The organism is Pseudomonas sp. KD5 (assembly GCF_012932895.1).
GTDB lineage: Bacteria > Pseudomonadota > Gammaproteobacteria > Pseudomonadales > Pseudomonadaceae > Aquipseudomonas.
On sequence record NZ_JDWJ01000001.1, the window covers coordinates 366,539 to 384,307 of the forward strand.

Here is a 17,769-nt window from a genome sequence, read left to right on the forward strand (position 1 = left end):
TGGATCGTTCAGGCGGTCGCCAACGGTTTTTTTTGCGCGACGACTTTGCCGCCTTCCATTCGCACCAATTGGTCGGCGACATCGAAGTAACGGTCGTCGTGGGAAATGACGATGATGGTCTTGCCCAGGTATTTGAGTTCCGGCAACAGCTCGGTGTAGAAGATGCGCCGGAAGGCCGGGTCCTGGTCGGCCGCCCACTCGTCGAACACCAGCACCGGGCGTTCTTCCAGCCAGGCGTTCAACAGGGCCAGGCGTTTGCGCTGGCCGGTGGAGAGGTCGGTGGTGCTGAAGGCGCCATCGCGGATGCTGACCTTGTGCGAGATTTCCAGGCGTTCCAGGTAACGGTTGGCGTCTTCGGGAACGTTCTGCTCGCCTTGCACCAATTCGTCGAACAGGTAGTAGTCGGCGAAAATCGTGGTGAATAACTGGCGATAGTCGTCGCGGTCATGCGCCAGGACCGGCTTACCGTTAAGGATGATTTCCCCGCCCTGCGGCGCATACAGCCCCAGCAACAGTTTGATCAGCGTGGTCTTGCCGCCGCCATTCTCGCCGACGATAAACACGATCTCGCCCTGGGCGATGGACAGGTTGACTGGCCCGAGGGCGAAGGGCTTGCTGCCGTCCACCGCCGGGAAGGCGAAATGCACGTCGCGCATTTCAAGGTGTTCGACCACCGGTTTCGGCGCGTCTTTGTCACTGAGCAGCAGGTGCGGTTCCGGCGAGGAAAACTGCTCCGCCAGGTCGGCAATGCGCTTGAACGCAATGTTGGCGCGGCTGACCACCGGCAGGGTGGTGACCAGGTATTCCATCGGGCCTTTCATGTACAGCAGCACCAGCACGAACCCGCTGAGCACCGCTTTATCGGTGCCCAGCCACAGCGATTGCAGGGCCAGTGCCAGGCCGATCACCACGAAAAACAGCATCGAGCCAAGGGTCTTGGCCACCACGAAGGTGTTGACCGCGCGGATGTGCGTGTTGCAGATGAAATCAGCGGTGCCTTCGATGCGTTGGCTGAACATGCGTTGGCGGCGCGGACGATGGATGCGCAGTTCCTTGGCGCCGGCGGCAATCGCGCTGTAGTGCTTTTGCAGTTCGTCCTCGGCTTCGCGAGCCGCCTGGAAACCCTTGATGCCCTTGGCCCGGGCCACGTATTGCAGCGCGGTGCCGATCACCAGGGCCACCAGCAGCAAGGCAAACATCGGCAACGACAGGTAGGCCAGGTAGCTCAGGCAGCCGAGGGTGACGGTGAACGCAATGGCCAGCGGCGCGAAGGAAAAGGCGAAATCACTGACGGTGTCGACGTCATGGGTCAGCACCGGAATCAGTCGATAACTGCGAAAGCGCTCGATCTGTTCGATCGGTGCCAACAGGACTTTTTCCCCCAGGGATTTACGCAGCCCGGCAATGATGTGTTGCCCGACATGGTTGGTGCCGATGTCCGACAGGATCGACGTCAGCAACGCCACCGCGCACAGGCCGATAAACGTTGCCAACACCCGGGTCGACGGGGTGTCGGCGGCGTTCAGCGCGTCATTGATGGTCGCCAGTAACGCGGTGATGCTGAGGCCACCGAGCATGCCGAGCATGATCGACACCACAACGATGACCCGGAAAGGCCTGAGCAGGCCGAGGACTTCACTGAAGGCTCCGCGGGATTTTGAGGTCATGGAAGTTTCCGCTTCAAGTGCCGCTAAAGGGCAAAGGTTCAAGAGTTTGGCTGCTTGAAAGACGAAACCCGTGGGCGGCGATTTAGCCGCGCACGGGTTTGTTGCAGGTCATGCGACAGGAGGTGGGAGCCTCAAAGATCCCGCGCGACGCGAAAACCGAGCCAGTCGCCACGGGTGTCGGGGTAGGTGGCATTGCGGTTGCCCGAACGCGAGAACACCGGAGCTTCGCCCCAGTCATTGCCGCGAATGCGCCGGGCCGTGCATTCGCCGGTCAACCAGGCGCTGCCATCGCTCGGTGCGCCGACGTAGTTGTCGTTGTAGCAATCGGCGGTCCACTCATAGACGTTGCCGTGCATGTCGTACACGCCGAAGGCGTTGGCCGGGAAGCTGCCCGCCGGTGAGGTGAAGTTGTAGCCATCGGCGGCACCGTAGGTGTTGGCGTGTTTGGCGATGCTGTATTCCTTGCCTTCATCGAACGGGAAGGGGAACGGGCCGCTGCTGCCCGCGCGGGCGGCATACTCACGCAGCGATTCGCTGACCAGTCGATAGTGCTTGCCGGTCTTCTTCGAGAGCCAGGCCACATAGGCATTGACCTCGGGGAAGTTCATGCACACCGCCGGATGCCTGGCCGTGCGTTCATAGCGCGGCACGCCAGCCTTGCACTCGCGGCCCGGGCGGGTGTCACCGTCGGACATGACGTAACCGCTGTCGCGCAGGTACGCGTCCCACTCGCCGGCCAGCACCTGAAAGCGGCTGATGGCCAGCGGTTTGGCGAAGGTCACCGGGTGCAACGGACCTTCGTCGGGCTCGCGGCCCACCTCATTGTCCGGGGTGCCCATGGTGAAAGTCCCGGTGGGCAGCACGACCATCTCAGGGCAGTCCTTGCAGTCCTTGAACACTTTGCCGGGCTGGGCGGGGGCGGCGGCCTGAGCGGCGCCCGGCAGCAGGCCTGCAACCACGGCGGCGAAGGCCAGTGCGGGGAGCGTCTTCAGGGAAAAGCTACGCAGCTCACTGTTCATCATTGCTCTCGATAAAAAGTTAAAGGGAATCAGGGGGGCTGATGCCAGTCAGTCAAGTGAAGGCCAGACCTGTGGCGAGGGGGCTTGCCCCCGTTGGACTGCGAAGCAGTCCTGAAACCTGCAACCTCGTTCTGCCAGGCACACCGCATATGCCGGATTTGCGACTGCTTCGCAGCCGAACGGGGGCAAGCCCCCTCGCCACGGGTCTGCACTTGGCGCAGGCTTTTCTTAACTGACTGACATTAACCATGGGGCTGGCGATCAGAGCTGTTTGCCGAGCAACGCGATGAAGCGGTCGACTTCAGCTTCAGTGTTGAGCAGCCCCGGCGCGGCGCGGATCACCGGGCCCACGTCGCGCTCCACGGCATCGGCGATCACGCGGTTTTGCATCAACCAGGCGGCGATCTTGTCGCTGTCCTGGCCCTTGACCCGGAAGAAGCTGAAGCCGGACGACAGCTCGGGGCTCAGAGGCGTGACCAGTTCGATCTGCGGGTGCGCTTGCAGGCGTTTTTTCATATAGCTGTTCAGCGCATGGATACGCGCCTGAACATCGGCCTTGCCCCATTGCAAATGCAGCTTGAAGGCTTCGTTCAGTGCCCAGCGATGCTCGAACGAGTGGTAGCCGCCCGGTGTCATGGTGGTGGAGAACGCCGTGGCTTCGGAGAAGGTCGGGATGATCGGCGTGACGTATTTGACCTGTTCACTGCGGCTGCAAACGATGCCGGTGCCACGGGGGCCGAACAGCCATTTGTGGGTGCCGGCGATGAAGAAGTCGCAGTTCATGGCGGGAAAACTCAAGTCCTCGACACCAAAACCGTGCACGCCGTCGACCAGGTAAATAATACGGTCCTGGTCGGCGCGGCCGCGGTTGTGCTTGTCCACCAGCGCGCCGATGTCAGCGATCGGCAGTTTCACGCCACTGCCGGAGTGCACCCAGGTCATGCCGAGTACACGGGTTTGCGGTTTGATGTTCTGCTCGATCGAGGCAAGGATCTCCGCTTTGGAGACCGTCTGCGGATCCTTGAACAACCTGATCTTGCGCACCCGGGTGCCGTCCCGTTGGGTGCGCAGATCGAGAATGGTGTGGGTCGCGTAATGCTCGTGGGCCGTGGTGAGGATTTCCTGGTCGGGGCGTACATGAACGCCGCCGTAAATCATCGCCAGGCCTTCGGTGGTGCTGCCGGTCAAGGCGATCTGTCTGGCATTGGCTTGCAGGTAACGACCGGCCCAGACACGCACCTCTTCTTCACGCTGCTCGATCACGCCCAGGTCCCAGTCCATCGCCAGTCCGGGGTTTTTATCGAGGGCGGCACGGTGCATCTCGATCGCTTCACGCACAGGTTTTGGGTGCGACGTGATCAGGAAATTGGAGAAATGCAGGTAATCCGGATCCTGGTCGAACAGCTGCCGCAGCTGTGCCCATTTGTCCCCAGGCGGCGAGGGCACTGGCGTGGCGTTGGCGACGTTGTTCAGGCCGGCAGTCAACGGCAGGCCGGCGGCGAGGATCCCGGCCTGTTTCAGAAAGGTGCGACGATCGCTCATGGTGTGCTCGTGCCTTGTTGTGAAATCAGCGCTGGCTTGGCGGCTTTCTGCACCTGATCCCAGACCCGCAGGAAGTTGCCGCCCCAGAGCTTGGCGATATCTGCTTCGGAGTAGCCGCGCGAGATCAGTTCTGCCGTGACATTGCGAATGTCACCGACGTTTTCCCAGCCTTTGACGCCGCCCCCTTCGTTGAAGTCGGAGCTGATGCCGACATGGTCAATGCCGATTTTTCGCACCGTGTAATCGATGGCGTCGCCGAGGTCTTTGAGGTTGGCTTTGGGTTCTTCTTCGAGAGTCGCGTAGAGACGGCTGGCGTACTGGCCGAATTTTTTCTCCGGCCAGGCAGCGATGACCGGATCGCCCGGCATCAATGCCATGGCGAGGTTCGGCAGGGGCGGCAGGTCGAACTCTTTGCGCAGTTCGTTGAGCTTGTCCTGGGTGGTCTGGGTCAGCGGGCGCAGGTATTGGGAGAAACCGACCACCTGCACCACGCCGCCGCTGTTCTTGATCAGCTGCATTTCCTTGTCGCTGAGATTGCGCGGGATATCGACCATCGCTCGCGGCGCCGAGTGCGAGGCGACCATCGGTGTGCGGCTCAATTGCGCGACTTGCTCCAGGGCCTTGGTCGACATTTGCGACACATCGATGATCACACCCAGGTCATTCAAGCGATGCACCGCTTGCTTGCCCAGGTCCGAGAGGCCGTCTAGGGCATCCGGCGAATCGTTGAAAAACGGCAAGGGGCGCGAAGAGTCGGCCCAGTCGTTATTGCCGATGTAGCTGAAGCCGAACATGCGCATGCCGCGTGCTGTCCACAGGTCCAGCAGCTTCAGGTCGTGGCCCAGCGGGTAGGCGTTGAGCATGCTGATGAAAATCGCGAACTTGCCTTCGCCGTGCAAACGACGGAAGTCGTCGGGGGTGTAGGCAATGGCGACCTGATTGGGAAAGTCGCGGACCATCCCGGAAATAATCTTGTAGCGAATCTCCTGCTGGTTGCGTGCCTCTTCGACAAAACCGGCGGTGGGCTTGTGCGGCGCGTTGGCGCCATTCCACAGTTCCGGCCAGCCGAAAATCGTCAGGGCCGCGCCGGACAGGCGTCCACGGTTGGCCTTGACCAGGTCGAACTGGCCCTCGCCATCCTTGTCGGCTTCGTTGCCCTGGGTGCCGAAGTTCTGCATCAGGCTGATGTGGCTGTCGAAGGAGAGCATGCGCTCGTGCAACTCGTCGGCCTGTTGCATGACCTTGATCGGGTAACCGGGGTTGTCCTTGAACCCGTAATACCAGACTGCGAAGCCAGCGCCGGCGCTGATCGCCAGGGCCAGCGGCAGGCCGATGTAAAGAGCCTTTTTCGAACGTGGTTTTGTCATTGCCATCTCTGTCAGGTTCGCCGCCCCGGTGCAGGCGCAGGGGCCTTTGCTATCTGGGAGGAACGAGTGGCTGGCAGAAAAAATTAGGAGACAGCGAGATACCCTGTGGCGAGGGAGCTTGCCCCCGTCCGGCTGCGAAGCAGTCGTAAATCCGGTGCATGCGGTTTGCCTGGCGGAACGAGGTTGCAGGTTTCAGGACTGCTTCGCAGTCCAACGGGGGCAAGCCCCCTCACCACAGGGATTGTGTTTGGCACGCTTAAATTTCCCCCCACAACAAACGTTCTAGCTTGGATAAAGCCTGCTTCATGGCTGACACAGGTAGGGCAATGACGATTTCTCGACGATGGTTCATGGCAGGCCTGGCGCTGACTGGCGCTGCCGTGCCTGCGGCTTATTATGGGCATCGCGAATGGACGAAGCCGGACCCGACGATCACCCCCGGCGAAGCGACGGTCGAACTCGCGGACACCGCGGGTCAGCAGTTGGCCAACTCGCTGCGAGGCATCTGGGATATCCGCTTCGAAGGTTCGCAAGCGGGCCTCGACGGTTTACCGCAGCACGGGCTGGAGCTGTTTCTCGACATCGCCCAGCGCGGCCGCGGCCTGCGTGGCTGCCTCGATACCGCGCAGCAGTTACGCGGCGAAGCCGAGCCGCGTTACCGGGTGATCGGCGACCTGGTGTCGCCTGACGCCAGCCAACTGTACTGGCGCCTGATCGATCGGCAATCGGCCAACGGCGCACCGACTTATGAGCTGGCGGTCACGCTCGATGAGGTCTGGGCCGATTTCGGCAATGCCGGCAGTGGCACGCTCAGCGGGCGGATTCTGCGTCTGGATCGCCCGCTTGGTTTGCCGGAACTGGACAATCGCTTTGTCGCGCGCAAACGGCTGTTTCCCGAAGCCCGTGAGCGTGTCGGTCTGAATCCGCCGTTGCTGGCGTGGCTGATATCCGCCGAACACCGCTTGTTCCACCAGCTCTGGCACGCCTCGCGGGACAAATGGCACAAACTCTCCAAGGACCAACAGGGTGCCTTGCGCGGCATCGGCTGGCAGCCGGGCCCGCGAGGCAATGAGCGCGATGCCCGGGGGCCGCGCAAAGACCGTAATGGCTCGGGGATCGACTTTTTCTTCATGCACCGGCACATGCTCGGCACGGCGCGTTCGATGCAGGACCTGCCGTCCTGGTCGAGCTTCCCGATGCCGCAGCCGGAGCTTGAACGCGACCGTCAGGGCTTCGCCCGCTATTTCGACAATCACGATGGCACGGCGCTGCCGCCCACCTGGCTGGCCGCCGAAGACACCGAGTACACCCAGTGGGTCAGCGACATCAAGACCGCCGAAACCTTCCACAGCAATTTTCAGGTGTGGGAATCCCGCTACCGCGACCCGCGTTATCTGTCGAAGCTGACCCTGGGGCAGTTCGGTTCGGAGGTCGAGCTGGGGCTGCACGACTGGCTGCACATGCGCTGGGCCTCGGTGCCACGCGATCCTTCCAACGGTCAGCCGGTGCCTTTCGCCAGGGATCCGGCGGACTTTGCCGCACGCTGGTATGCGCCGGAAAACGACTTCCTCGGTGACCCGTTTTCATCCCACGTGAACCCGGTGTTCTGGCATTTCCATGGCTGGATCGATGATCGGCTGGAAGACTGGTTCCGCGCCCACGAGCGTTTCCATCCGGGGGAACTCAGTCGGCTTGAGGTCAATGGCGTGCCCTGGTTCGCTCCGGGGCGCTGGGTTGAAGTCGATGATCCGTGGCTCGGCCCGAGCACCCACGGTTGCAGCACCACGCCGGGATTGCAGGTCGGCAAGTCGGTGGAAATGGACCCGGAAACCATGAAGCTGGCGCTGCGCATTACCTTCGGTACGGATGAAAAGAAACTCGCGGATTTGTTCCGGCGAGTGCCGCAACGGCCGTGGTATGCGCGGAATCTGAAGGTCAAGCCGCTGAGTTCGTAAGCCAGGCACTTGTGGCAAGGGAGCAAGCTCCCTCGCCACACAGTTTTTGGTGACGGATAACCTCGATCAAAGCACCTGCCACCCCCCACCCAACGCCTTGTACAACGCAATGCTCGCCTGCAACCGCGACAACCGCAGTTGCACATTCGAGTCCTGCGCCGCATACAGCGTGCGCTGCGTTTCCAGCACCGTCAGCCAATCCTCGGCGCCAGCCTGATAGCGGCTTTGCGCAATGTTGAACGCGGCCTGGGCCTGGTTCAGTTCTTCGCGTTGCCACTGCCGCTGTTCATCCAGGCCGCGAATGCTGTTGAGGGCTTTTTCGACGTCGGCAAACGCATTGATGATCGCGCCTCGGTAGGCTTCCAGCAGTTCTTGTTGGCGGGCCGTGGCCTTGTCGCGCTCGGCACCGAGGCGGCCGTTGTTGAAGATCGGTGCGACCAGCCCGGCGGTGAGGTTGTAGAACGGGCTGCGCAGAATGTCGCTGGCCGTGTTGGCGCCCGAGCCGATGTCGGCGCTGAGGGTCACGGCGGGCAACATGGCTGCGCGCGCGACCGTGACGTTGGCCTGGGCGGCGGCCAGTTGCGCTTCGGCGCGGGCGATGTCCGGGCGGCGGCTGAGCAGTTCGCTGGGCACCCCGGAGTCGATTGAAGGCCATTGCAGTTGCTCGAAGGATTCGTGGCTGGGCGGAAGTTGCTGAACCGGTCGGCCCAGCAGGGCGGCGAGGCTGATCCGGGCGTCCTCGGCTTGCTGGCGAATCAGCGGCAATTGCCGTTGTTGCGCCGCCACCAGGCTTTTTTGTTGGGCCAGTTCCAGCGCGGTGGCCGAGCCTGAGTCGAAACGGGTCTGCACCAGTTTCAAAACGTTCTGTGCATTGGCCAGGTTCAGCTCGGCAATGCGACTTTGTTCATCCAGCGACAAGGCTTGCGCGTAGCTGTTGGCCACGCCGCTGAGCAAGGTCAATTCAACCGTGGCCTGATCGAACTCGCTGGCGCGCAGCCCGAATTGCGCACTGTCCCGGGACGCGCGTTTGCCGCCCCAGAAGTCGATCTCGTAACTGGCGCTGAGGTTGGCGTCAAAGTAGTCCACGGCCTTGTTGCTGCTGTCGGCATCGAGTTGACTATAGCCGTTGCCGCGCAGCAATTTCTGGCGGTTGGCGTTCATGCCGGCCTTGATCTCCGGCAGCTGCGAGCCGCCGGCAATCACTGTGTCGGCCCGGGCCTGATGCACCCGAGCGATGGCGGCGGCCAGGTCATAACTGCCGACGCGGGCCTGTTCGATCAAGCGATCAAGCTGCGGGCTGCCGAACTGCGTCCACCATTGCCGGTTTGTCCGGGAAGCATTTTCATCGTGTGGCGATTGCCAGGCCGGCGGTGGTTGAATGCCGCTGTCCGGGCGCGCAGCCGGGTGGCTGCACGCGCCGAGTATCAGGCAAAGGGTCAACAGGCTCAGTTGCGGTTTCATAGATCGATCATTCACTGGTAAGGGCCGTGACCGGGTCGAGTCGGGCAGCTTTGCGGGCCGGCATGAAGCCGAAGACAACGCCGGTGATCAGTGCGCAGGCGAAGGCGCCGATGACCGCCGCCAGGGAAAAGGCCACCGCGACTTTGCTGAGCACCAATGCGCCGCCGACGATCAGCGCCAGGGCGATGCCGGTGATCCCGCCGACCACCGAGAGCATCAGCGCTTCGGTGAGGAACTGGCGCAAAATGTCGCGCTGACGGGCGCCGGTGGCCATGCGGATTCCGATCTCGCGGGTCCGTTCGCGCACGGTCATGAGCATGATGTTCATCACGCCGATGCCGCCCACCAGCAGCGAGATCGCCGCAATCGAACCGAGCATCAGCGACAGCGTATTTTGCGTGCGCGCCTCGGCCTGAATCATCGCGGCATTGTTGGTCAGTTCGAAATCGTGTTTGCCGTCGTGCAGGCGCAGCATCAACTGCTCGATGGCCTTTTCGGTCTCTTTGACCTTGCGCGCATCGGCCGCGGCAATGGCCACGTATTCGGGGTTGTGGGTACCGAACAATCGGACACTGGCGGCCGAGTAGGGCACGGCAATCCGGTTGTCGCTGTCGGAGTCGCCGGAGCTGGCGCCTTTTTCTGCGAGCACACCGACGACCTGAAAGGGCACGTTTTCGATCAAGATATATTGGCCGATGGGGTTGGCGACATCCTTGAGCAACTTGCTGCGCACCTTGTGGCCGATCACCGCGACCGCTGCGGCGTTGCGCTCATCGGCCTCGGTGAAGTAACTGCCCTCGACCACCGGCCAGTTGAAGATCGCCGGAAAGTTGGTGTCATTGCCGCCGACGTAGCTCAGGTGGTCGAGGTTACCGAAGCGCACCCCGGCTTCGGCGCCGTTGACCGGCATGATCCGCATGACCTGCGGCAGGCTGGCCAGCGCCGCGACGTCATCCAGGGTCACGATGCCGGGCGGCGTGCGCGGGTTGGGAGCGGAGCCGCTGAGGTAAATGATGTTCGAGCCGAACGCGCCCATTTGCGCCATGACCTGACGCTTGCTGCCTTCGCCGACCGCCAGCATCACCACCACCGAGGCGACGCCGATGATGATCCCCAACAGCGTCAGGGCGGTGCGGAAGCGGTTGATCCACATCACCCGCCAGGCCGCGTGTACCGCATCCACCAATTCGCCTTTCCAGGCTCCGGTGGCCTCGCTGCCTTCGCTCAGCCGCTTGCGCAAATCCACCGCTTGCAACGCACCGGGATTGGCCGAGGCCTGCACGGCGGGGTTGTCGCGGGCGCTGTCGCTGATGATCAGGCCATCACGGATTTCGATCACGCGTTTGGCCCGCGCCGCCACGTCGCGGTCGTGGGTGATGAGGATCACCACATGGCCCTGGCTCGCCAGTTCGTCGAGCAGTGTCATGACCTCGGCGCCGCTGTGGCTGTCGAGGGCGCCGGTGGGTTCGTCGGCGAGGATGATGTGGCCGCCATTCATTAATGCGCGGGCGATGGACACCCGTTGCTGCTGGCCGCCGGAGAGCTGGTGCGGACGGTTGCCGGTGCGCTCGGCCAAGCCCAGACGGTCGAGCAGGGCGGCGGCGCGGGCGTGGCGTTCGGCCGCTGGGGTGCCGGCGTAGATCGCCGGCATCTCGACGTTTTCCTGGGCCGAACCGGACGGAATCAGGTGGTAACCCTGAAACACGAAACCGAAGGCCTCGCGACGTAGCCAGGCCAGTTCATCGCTGTCGAGTGCCGCGACATTTTCGCCGGCGAACAGATACTCGCCGGACGTTGGTCGGTCGAGGCAGCCGAGGATGTTCATCAGCGTCGATTTGCCGGACCCGGAAGCGCCGACGATCGCTACGAACTCCCCGGCGTGGATCGACAGGTCGATGCCGCGCAACACATGAACTTCAGGCGCGTCGCCGCCACCGTAGGATTTACGAATGTCCTGCAGGTCGATCAGAGGCGTTTGCATTCAACCTCCGCTGCCGTCGGCGGGGCCGATCAACAGGTGATCGCCTTCGGCCAGTCCGTCAAGGATCTGCACCTTCAAACGATCGCTGATGCCGGTGCGCACAGACCGTTGTTCGATCTCACCGTTTTGAGCGACCACCCGAGCCGTTTGACTGTCGGTCTGCGGGCCGCCCTGCAAGGCGGCGACCGGAGCGGTAAGGACGTTTTTTGCCTGATTGGAAACGAAGAACACTTGGGCGGTCATTTCCGCCATCAGCGCGTTGTCGGCGTTGTCGACGTCCAGCAGCACCGTGTACAGCACCACGCGGGCCGTCCCGCTTTTACTGGAACTGGCCGGACTGCCGCCGCCCTGGCTGGTCTGATCCAGCGGTTTGGGCGGTATCGGCAAAATCTGCCGCACCGTGCTGCTCCAGCGCCGGTTACCGCCGCTGAGCGTGGTGAACCAGGCGCTCATGCCGGGTTTGACGTGGCCGATGTCAGCCTCCGAGACCTCGGCCCAGACCGTCATCGGCGACAGTTTGGCGATGCGCAGGATCAGCGGCGTTTGTTGCTGGGCGTTGAGGGTCTGGCCTTCGCGAGCATCGAGGGCCACGACCGTTCCGCTCATCGGCGCGTAAATGCGCGTATAGCCGAGTTCGGCCTGATCGCTGCGCAGGTTGGCCTGGGCCTGGCGGATCTGCGCCTCGAACATGTCGATGCGCGCCTGGGTGGTGCGCAGTTCGGCTTGGGCCGTTTGCACGTCTTCGTCCCGTGTTGCGCCGCCGGCGGCGAGGTGCTGTTGACGCTGATATTTCTGCCGGGCCAGGTCGTGTTGTGCCCGTTGCTCCTGCAGCTGCGCCTTGAGGTTGTCGATGGAAAAACGCCCGGCGTCGAGTTTGGCCTGTTGGGTGGAGGGATCGATTTCCACCAGCAACTGGCCTTCCTTGACCACGTCACCGACCTCCACATGGATCTTGTGGATCTGCCCGGAGGCCTGGGCGCCGACATCGACATACCGCCTCGGTTGCAGGGTTCCCAATGCCGTGACGCTGCTTTCAATGTCGCCGCGCGCGACCTGGACCGTGGCGAAGCGGTCACGACCCGCTGGCAAAACCTGCCAGGCCGCGATGGCGATAACGGGGATCAGACAAAGGGCAACAAGCAGGGCGCGTCGGGTGTGACGGGGACGTTTCATGCAGGGTTCCGGCCAATAGGATTCGGCCCGTCATTCAACTTGCGCGCAAAACCTGGCGGCAGCTGAACGCTGTCGGAGGACCGACAGCCACGGGGAGCTGTCCTGTAAACGAGGGAAGGGGCGGGGAATTTAAGCGTTGAGGCTTTGAGTGACAGACAGGTATAGAACAGCACTATTTAGCAGGCAAATGGAAACAGCACTTTAAATCTATATGAGAATTACTATAAATTACGCACTCGAAGTCGCCATCATCGTGCCATTGCCTATTTGGGCGGTGGCGGATCTGGTTCAAGGATAGAAACCGCACCCCGTGCGGCCGGGAGTCATGTTGGAAAACTACTATCGCGAGCTGGTGTGTTTCCTGAACGCCAAGCTAGGCAACCGCCAGGTGGCCGAAGATGTGGTGCATGACGCGTATCTGCGGGTACTGGAGCGTTCCAGCGACACGCCGATCGAACAACCCCGGGCGTTCCTTTATCGCACCGCGCTCAACCTGGTGATCGACGACCACCGACGCAATGCCCTGCGTCAGGTCGAGTCGCTGGACGTGCTCGACAGCGAAGAACGCTACTTCATCCCTTCGCCCCACAACAGCCTCGATCACGGTCAGCGCCTGGACATGCTCCAGCGCGCACTGGCGGAATTGCCACGGCTGTGTCGCGAGAGCTTCCTGCTGCGCAAGATCGAAGGCCTGTCACACCCGCAAATCGCCGAGCACCTGGGTATTTCCAAAGCGCTGGTGGAAAAGCACATCGTCAATGCCATGAAGCATTGCCGGGTGCGCATGCGTCAGTGGGACGTCGCTTAAATCAGTCCTCGTTAAATTTTTTTTCATTGTCCTCGTTCCTATTCAACAGACGATCTGCCGCCGCCAAAGGCCGGTCAGGTCACCCAGGCTTTATCCCCGCAGCTGCGGGGTTTATCCAGAGGACACTGGAAATGACACAGGCAATTGCATCGCCCATCGTTCACGACCTGATCGGCGTTGGTTTCGGCCCTTCGAATCTGGCCCTGGCCATCGCCCTGCAAGAGCGCGGGCCGAGCCAGGGCGAGCTGGATGTGCTGTTTCTCGACAAGCAGGCGGACTACCGCTGGCACGGCAACACCCTGGTCACCCAGAGCGAACTGCAGATATCGTTTCTCAAGGACCTGGTGACGCTGCGCAACCCGACCAGCCCGTATTCCTTCGTCAACTACCTCAAGCACCACGGTCGTCTGGTGGACTTCATCAACCTCGGCACCTTCTATCCGTGCCGCATGGAGTACAACGACTACCTGCGCTGGGTCGCCGGGCAATTTACCGGGCAGAGCCGCTACGGCGAGGAAGTGCTGACCATCGAGCCGGTGCTGCATAACCAGCAGGTCGAGGCGCTGCGGGTGATCTCGCGTGATACTCAGGGTTTGCAGCATGTGCGCACCACCCGTTCGGTGGTGGTCAGCGCCGGCGGTACACCGCGCATTCCCGAAGCGTTCAAGGCATTGAAGGATGACGGTCGGGTGTTCCACCATTCCCAGTATCTGGAGCGCATGGCTACACAACCGTGTGTGAACAACCAACCGATGAGCATCGCAATCATCGGCGGCGGGCAGAGCGCGGCGGAGGCCTTCATCGACCTCAACGACAGCTTCCCGTCGGTGCAGGTGGACATGATCCTGCGCGGTTCGGCCCTCAAACCGGCCGATGACAGCCCCTTCGTCAACGAAGTGTTCTCGCCGGAATTCACCGACCTGGTGTTCCAGCAGGCCAGCAGCGAACGCGAGCGTCTGGTCAATGAGTACCACAACACCAACTATTCGGTGGTGGACATCGACCTGATCGAGCGCATCTACGGAATCTTCTACCGGCAGAAAGTCTCGGGCATTGCGCGGCATGCGTTCCGTACCCTGACCACCGTCGAAAAAGCCATCGCCACCGAACGCGGTATTGAACTGACTGTGCGCAATAATGCCACCGGAGAAGTCTCGGTTCGTCGTTACGACGCGGTGGTGCTGGCCACGGGTTACGAGCGTCAGATGCACCGCAAACTGTTGGCGCCGCTGGAGCAATACCTCGGCGATTTTGAGGTCGATCGCAACTACAGGCTGATCACCGACGAGCGCTGCAAGGCCGGGATCTACATGCAGGGCTTCTGCCAGGCCAGCCACGGTTTGAGCGACACCTTGCTGTCGATCCTGCCGATCCGCGCCGATGAAATCGCCGGCTCGTTGTATGACCATGGCAAATCCCGCGGGCATGGCCGCTCGGTGAGGGACTTGTTGTTGGCCACTGCCAGCTGAGATTTTGTGGCGAGGGGGCTTGCCCCCGTTCGGCTGCGAAGCAGCCGTAAATCCAACATCGCGGTCTGTCTGACAAATTGCGATTGCAGGTTTGGGGGCGCTTCGCACCCCAACGGGGCGGTGCGGCGTTCCGACAAGCCCCCTCGCCACAGGTTTGCGATCAACCTGAACCCTTCCTGAAGAACCCCGCGATTCCCCCCGCAACACCCCTGCGCAGCGTTTACTCTCTAGATATCGCGGCGTAAGCTTCGCGCGTTTTCATTAATTAGCGGAGACCCACAGTGGGTACTTGTTCGAGTGACAGTTGTCGGCCGGTCTCGGTAACCGGCATTTTCCCGGCAAGATAACGCGCAGCCTTTTTGTGCCGTTGTCTCGCCGTAAAGCGAGCAGCGGCATCCCGATCGTGGCCGATTTTGGCCCGACTCCCGACGTCCTCTCATCGACGCTGAACAGCGTGTGATGTTCGACCCCGTGTCGTCATCGCAGCGCCTCGACACGCCTGCTCGACGGTTTCCCGGCTGACCCTGGGGGGCACTGCCATGAACCTGACCTGGCTGAAAGAATTCTTCGCCGGATTCCTGCGTAACCGTCACATCGCCCGGCACTTCCGTCGACTGGCGCTGCTGGAAAGCTTCACCGACACCACGGTCAGCCGTGAGGTCCCGCCGACGCTCGCGCAAACCCTGGTCGCCGCCGCCAACAGCGACACCGGCCAATTGCTGGATAACCTCGGCAGCCACCCTGACGGCCTGACTGAACCCGAGGCCGATGCGCTGCGCGAACAATACGGCCTCAATGAAGTCGAGCACGAGCAACCGCTGCCGTGGTGGACCCACCTGTGGCACTGCTACAAAAACCCGTTCAACCTGCTGCTGACCTTGCTGGCGGTGATCTCCTGGCTGACCGAAGACATGAAAGCCGCCATCGTGATTTTCTCGATGGTGGTGCTCTCGACCTTGCTGCGTTTCTGGCAGGAAACCAAATCCAACCAGGCCGCCGACGCGCTCAAGGCGATGGTCAGCAACACCGCCACTGTGATGCGTCGGGAGGTGGCGAACAACGGTGCGCAACGCCTTGAATTGCCGATCAAGCAACTGGTGCCGGGCGACCTGATCGTACTGTCGGCCGGTGACATGATTCCCGCCGATTGCCGAGTGCTCAACGCCAAGGACCTGTTCGTCAGCCAGGCCGCGATGACCGGTGAATCGATGCCGGTGGAAAAATTCCCTCGTCAGCAGGACAACCACACCCACAACCCGCTGGACCTCGACAACATCCTGTTCATGGGCACCAACGTGGTGTCCGGCACGGCCATGGCGCTGATTCTCACCACTGGCAACAACACCTATTTCGGCGCGCTGGCGCAGCGGGTCGGTGCCACCGATCGTGCGCCGACTTCGTTTCAGACCGGGGTCAACAAAGTCAGCTGGTTGCTGATCCGCTTCATGTTCGTCATGGCGCCGCTGGTGTTGTTCATCAACGGTTTCACCAAGGGTGACTGGACCGAGGCGTTGCTGTTCGCGCTGTCGATCGCCGTGGGCCTGACCCCGGAAATGTTGCCGATGATTGTCACCTCGACCCTGGCAAAAGGCGCGGTGTTCCTGTCGCGCAAAAAAGTCATCGTCAAACGCCTCGACGCGATCCAGAACTTCGGCGCCATGGACGTGCTCTGCACCGACAAGACCGGCACCCTGACCCAGGACAAAATCTTCCTCGCGCGCAACGTCGATGTCTGGGGTAACGATTCCGATGACGTGCTGGAAATGGCCTACCTCAACAGCTACTACCAGACCGGCTTGAAAAACCTGCTGGACGTGGCCGTGCTGGAGCACGTGGAAATCCATCGTGAACTGAAAGTCGGCACGGCGTTTCGCAAGGTCGACGAGATTCCGTTCGACTTCACCCGGCGGCGCATGTCGGTGGTGGTGGCCGAGCGTGATCAGCCGCACTTGCTGATCTGCAAAGGTGCGGTGGAAGAAGTGCTGGCGGTGTGCACCCGGGTGCGCCATGGCGATGCCGACGAGGCGCTGAGCGATGAATTGCTGGCGCGCATTCGCCAGGTCACCGCCACCTTCAATGCCGAAGGCCTGCGGGTAGTGGCGGTGGCGGCGCGGCCGATGATCGAGGGCCGCGACACTTACAGCCTGGCCGATGAACAGGCGCTGACGCTGATCGGTTACGTGGCTTTCCTCGATCCACCGAAAGAAAGCACCGCGCCGGCGCTCAAGGCCCTGGCCGCACACGGTGTGGCGGTGAAAGTGCTGACTGGCGACAACGAACTGGTGACTGCGAAAATCTGCCGTGAAGTCGGACTGGAGCAGCAAGGCCTGCTGCTGGGCAACGACATCGAACACATGAGCGACGCCGAGCTGGCGGTGGCGGTGGAGACCACCAACGTTTTCGCCAAACTCACGCCGTCGCACAAGGAACGCATCGTCCGCCTGCTCAAGGGCAACGGTCACGTGGTCGGTTTCATGGGCGATGGCATCAACGATGCGCCAGCCCTGCGCACTGCCGACATCGGCATTTCGGTGGACAGCGCGGTGGACATCGCCAAGGAAGCGGCGGACATCATTCTTCTGGAAAAAAGCCTGATGGTGCTGGAGGAGGGCGTGCTGGAAGGGCGGCGGACCTTCGCCAACATGCTCAAGTACATCAAAATGACCGCCAGCTCGAACTTCGGCAACGTGTTCTCGGTGTTGGTGGCCAGTGCGTTCATTCCGTTCCTGCCCATGCTGCCGATGCACCTGCTGGTGCAGAACCTGCTCTATGACATTTCGCAGATCGCCATCCCGTTCGATAACGTCGATGAAGACATGCTGAAACAGCCCCAACGCTGGCAGCCAGCGGACGTCGGACGCTTCATGCTGTTTTTCGGCCCGATCAGTTCGATCTTCGACATCAGCACTTTTGCCTTGATGTGGTATGTGTTCGATGCCAACACCCCGGACCACCAGACCCTGTTCCAGTCTGGCTGGTTCGTGGTCGGGCTGCTGACCCAGACGCTGATCGTGCACATGATCCGCACGCCGAAGCTCCCGTTCCTGCAAAGCCGCGCCGCCATGCCACTGCTGGTGATGACCGGCATCATCATGGCCGTGGGAATTTTCCTGCCGATGGGGCCGCTGGCGCATTACTTCAAACTGCAGGCGCTGCCGTCGCTGTATTTCGTGTTCCTGCCGGTGATTCTGCTGGCGTACATGGCACTGACCCAGGCGGTGAAAGGTTTCTATATTCGGCGGTTTGGCTGGCAGTAATGCTGCCAGATGCAGGAGCTGGCGAAGGCTGCGATCTTTTGATCTTTAAGCACGTATCTTTAGGAAAAAT

General features: G+C 61.8%; 11 protein-coding genes. 4 read left to right on the plus strand and 7 right to left on the minus strand.

Translation table 11 applies throughout. The annotated features are described in order from the left end of the window. Window positions 1-8: 8 nt before the first annotated feature. The 4 genes from AF70_RS01575 to pvdM all read right to left on the minus strand — a co-directional run bounded on the left by AF70_RS01575 (window position 9) and on the right by pvdM (window position 5,595). Complete coding sequence (locus AF70_RS01575; protein ID WP_028941178.1) at window positions 9-1,667, minus strand: cyclic peptide export ABC transporter; 1,659 nt, start codon at window positions 1,665-1,667, stop codon at window positions 9-11. Window positions 1,668-1,798: 131 nt separating this feature from the next. After that, on the minus strand, window positions 1,799-2,686 hold the full coding sequence (locus AF70_RS01580) for a formylglycine-generating enzyme family protein (RefSeq protein ID WP_028941179.1): 888 nt from the start codon (window positions 2,684-2,686) through the stop codon (window positions 1,799-1,801). A 261-nt stretch (window positions 2,687-2,947) separates the two neighbouring features. Further along, window positions 2,948-4,228, minus strand: coding sequence for an aminotransferase class V-fold PLP-dependent enzyme (locus tag AF70_RS01585; RefSeq protein ID WP_028941180.1), 1,281 nt, complete (start codon window positions 4,226-4,228; stop codon window positions 2,948-2,950). Next, window positions 4,225-5,595, minus strand: a complete 1,371-nt coding sequence (gene pvdM / locus AF70_RS01590; RefSeq protein WP_028941181.1) for a pyoverdine-tailoring dipeptidase-like protein PvdM — start codon at window positions 5,593-5,595, stop codon at window positions 4,225-4,227. Before pvdM ends, AF70_RS01585 begins: the two co-directional genes overlap by 4 nt. 326 nt (window positions 5,596-5,921) lie before the next feature. Here pvdM and AF70_RS01595 point away from each other — a divergent pair, with 326 nt between their 5' ends. Further along, window positions 5,922-7,550, plus strand: coding sequence for a hypothetical protein (locus tag AF70_RS01595; RefSeq protein ID WP_028941182.1), 1,629 nt, complete (start codon window positions 5,922-5,924; stop codon window positions 7,548-7,550). Window positions 7,551-7,616: 66 nt separating this feature from the next. Here the strand turns inward: AF70_RS01595 and AF70_RS01600 are convergent, their stop codons facing one another. The 3 genes from AF70_RS01600 to AF70_RS01610 are packed head-to-tail and all read right to left on the minus strand — an operon-like array spanning window position 7,617 to window position 12,165. Further along, on the minus strand, window positions 7,617-9,011 hold the full coding sequence (locus tag AF70_RS01600) for an efflux transporter outer membrane subunit (protein ID WP_019579942.1): 1,395 nt from the start codon (window positions 9,009-9,011) through the stop codon (window positions 7,617-7,619). A 7-nt stretch (window positions 9,012-9,018) separates the two neighbouring features. Further along, window positions 9,019-10,992 carry a MacB family efflux pump subunit gene (locus AF70_RS01605; RefSeq protein WP_028941183.1) on the minus strand — a complete coding sequence of 658 codons (1,974 nt, stop codon included), beginning with the start codon at window positions 10,990-10,992 and terminating at the stop codon, window positions 9,019-9,021. Beyond that, the gene (locus tag AF70_RS01610) at window positions 10,993-12,165 is read right to left on the minus strand and encodes an efflux RND transporter periplasmic adaptor subunit (RefSeq protein ID WP_028941184.1); all 1,173 of its coding nucleotides are present in this window, start codon (window positions 12,163-12,165) and stop codon (window positions 10,993-10,995) included. Window positions 12,166-12,490: 325 nt separating this feature from the next. Here AF70_RS01610 and AF70_RS01615 point away from each other — a divergent pair, with 325 nt between their 5' ends. The 3 genes from AF70_RS01615 (at window position 12,491) to mgtA (ending at window position 17,699) form a co-directional block, all read left to right on the plus strand. Continuing rightward, on the plus strand, window positions 12,491-12,973 hold the full coding sequence (locus AF70_RS01615) for a sigma-70 family RNA polymerase sigma factor (RefSeq protein WP_019579945.1): 483 nt from the start codon (window positions 12,491-12,493) through the stop codon (window positions 12,971-12,973). Between the two features lie 131 nt (window positions 12,974-13,104). Beyond that, window positions 13,105-14,442, plus strand: coding sequence for a lysine N(6)-hydroxylase/L-ornithine N(5)-oxygenase family protein (locus AF70_RS01620; protein ID WP_019579946.1), 1,338 nt, complete (start codon window positions 13,105-13,107; stop codon window positions 14,440-14,442). Between the two features lie 539 nt (window positions 14,443-14,981). Further along, window positions 14,982-17,699 (plus strand): magnesium-translocating P-type ATPase, encoded by a 2,718-nt coding sequence (mgtA, locus tag AF70_RS01625; RefSeq protein ID WP_028941185.1) that lies wholly within the window; start codon window positions 14,982-14,984, stop codon window positions 17,697-17,699. Window positions 17,700-17,769 lie beyond the last annotated feature (70 nt).